Source organism: Amycolatopsis sp. SID8362 (assembly GCF_010550475.1).
Classification (GTDB): domain Bacteria; phylum Actinomycetota; class Actinomycetes; order Mycobacteriales; family Pseudonocardiaceae; genus Amycolatopsis; species Amycolatopsis eburnea.
In genome coordinates, this window is the sequence record NZ_JAAGNB010001388.1 from 1 (window position 1) to 2,038 (window position 2,038).

General features: G+C 75.5%; 2 protein-coding genes. Both read right to left on the minus strand.

Going from position 1 to position 2,038, the window contains the following annotated elements; all coding sequences use genetic code 11:
• A partial coding sequence (locus G3I65_RS42630; protein ID WP_160701127.1) for an AMP-binding protein occupies window positions 1-1,116 on the minus strand: 1,116 nt, incomplete at its 3' end.
• A 71-nt stretch (window positions 1,117-1,187) separates the two neighbouring features.
• A partial coding sequence (locus G3I65_RS42635) for a serine hydrolase (RefSeq protein ID WP_160701128.1) occupies window positions 1,188-2,038 on the minus strand: 851 nt, incomplete at its 5' end.

Sequence of the window (2,038 nt, forward strand, 5' to 3'; positions counted from 1 at the left end):
CCCGGCCGGGTCGGCCACGAACCGGTCCGCGGTCGCGCCGGGCCGGGCCCAGTACCCGCGGGCCAGCCCGGCCCCGGCCAGGTGCAGCTCACCGGGTTCGCCGGGCGCGACCGGGTTCAGCGCGCCGTCCAGTACGCGCACGCCGACGTCGTCGAGCGGCCGTCCGATCGGGACCGCGTCGGGCACCCGGTCCGCCGACGGCATCCGGTGGCTGGTCGCGAAGGTGGTGGTTTCCGTCGGCCCGTAGCCGTCGACCACGGTGAGGCCCGGGCAGGCACGCAGCACCCGCCGGACGGCGCCGGCCGGGACGACGTCGCCGCCGGTCCAGACCTCCCGCACGCCACGGAAGCAGTCGAGGGCTTCCTGCGCCACGATCCGGAACAGGCCGGCCGTCAGCCAGAGCGCCGTGACGGCGTGCCGGTCGAGAAGACCGCGCAGGGTTTCGACGTCCAGGTCGCCGGGCGGGGCGACCACGACCGTGCCGCCGGAGAGCAGCGGCACCCACAGTTCGTAGGTCGTCGCGTCGAACGCGGCGGGCGAGTGCAGCAGCACCCGGCGATGCGCGTCCCTGGCGAACCGGCTGTCCGCGGCCAGCGCCGCCACGTCGCGGTGCCGGACCGCGACCCCCTTCGGCGCGCCGGTCGAGCCCGACGTGTGCATGAGGTAGGCGAGCCGGTCACCGTCCACTTCGGGCAGTTCGCGGTCCCGTTCCGGCAGCGGCTGACCGGCTTCGACGACCAGTCCACTGTAGACTTTCTGGGCACGCCCGGGTTCATCGGTCACCAGCACCGAAACCCCGGCGGTGGCGAGCACCAGCCGGAGCCGGTCGTCCGGAGCCCGCAGGTCGAGCGGTACGTACGCACCGCCGGCCAGCACGACCGCCAGCTCGGCGACGACCAGCTCGGCCGAGCGCCGCAGCAGCAGCCCGACCCGGTCCTCCGGGGACAGTCCCAGCCGGAGCAGGTGCGCGGCGAGCCGCTCGGCACGGTCGGCCAGCTCGGCGTACGTGAGCCGGTCTTCGCCATCGACCGCGACAGCGTCCGGGGTTTCGCGGACCCGGGCGGCGAACAGCTCGGTCAGGGCCCCGGTTCTCGCCGGGGAGTCTTGCACGGTCATCGTCGGTCGCACCTTCCGGGCGCAGGCTGAGGAGCCCGCCGGCACGGCGGGCACGGGGAGGGGTTCGAAGGTCAGCAGCGCCGCGCGAGGCGGCCGCCGATTTCGACCGCGGTGCTGCGGAAGCGGCCGCACGGCGTGGCCCGGCCGGTCGCGGGGTCGCGGACGGTGAAGCTGCCGTCGTCGTGCAGGACCAGTTCGGGGTAGACCTCGCCGTCGACGACGAGCGCGGCACCCGCGCCGTCGCGGCGGACGGTGTAGTCGATGGCGCCGTTGCGGTAGGTGCCGAAGTGGCCTTCCGGGACCGGCACGGGCCGGGCGCCGGGCCCGCCGAACCGCTGTTCGGGCAGGTCGAGGCCCAGCTCACGCAGGTCGGCGGCGACGTCGTGCCACATGTCGGTGCCGGCGGCGCCGTTCGCGGTGAAGGCGACCACGCAGGCGCCGGCCTGGTCGACGCGCAGGTGGCAGGACGTGCCGTCGGCGGTGCCGTCGTGGCCGAGCCAGGTGTCGTCGCCGGTACCGAAGTGGGCGATGCCGAGGCCCCAGCCGTCCGCGAGCCCGAACGGCTCGGCTTCCGGGACGGCCCGGTGCATGTCGGCGGCCGTGACGACGTCGAGCAGCCCCGGCTTGCCGAGGTGGATCCGGCCCAGCTCGACCAGGTCCCGCGCGCTGAACGCGAGCGCGCCGGCGGGTTCGAGCATCGGCGGCAGCACCTGCGCGACCGGCCGCGCCCCGGCCGGCCCGGTGGCCCGCCCGTGCCCGGAGACGCCGTGCTCGGCGTAGACCGGCTCGATCTTCGACGGCCGCAGGACGATCGCCTCGACGGCCTCCCGCCAGGTCATCCCGGTCACCGCTTCGATCACGGCCCCGACCAGCGCGTACCCGAGGTTCGAGTAGGAGAACGCGGTGCCCGCCGGGCAGACGG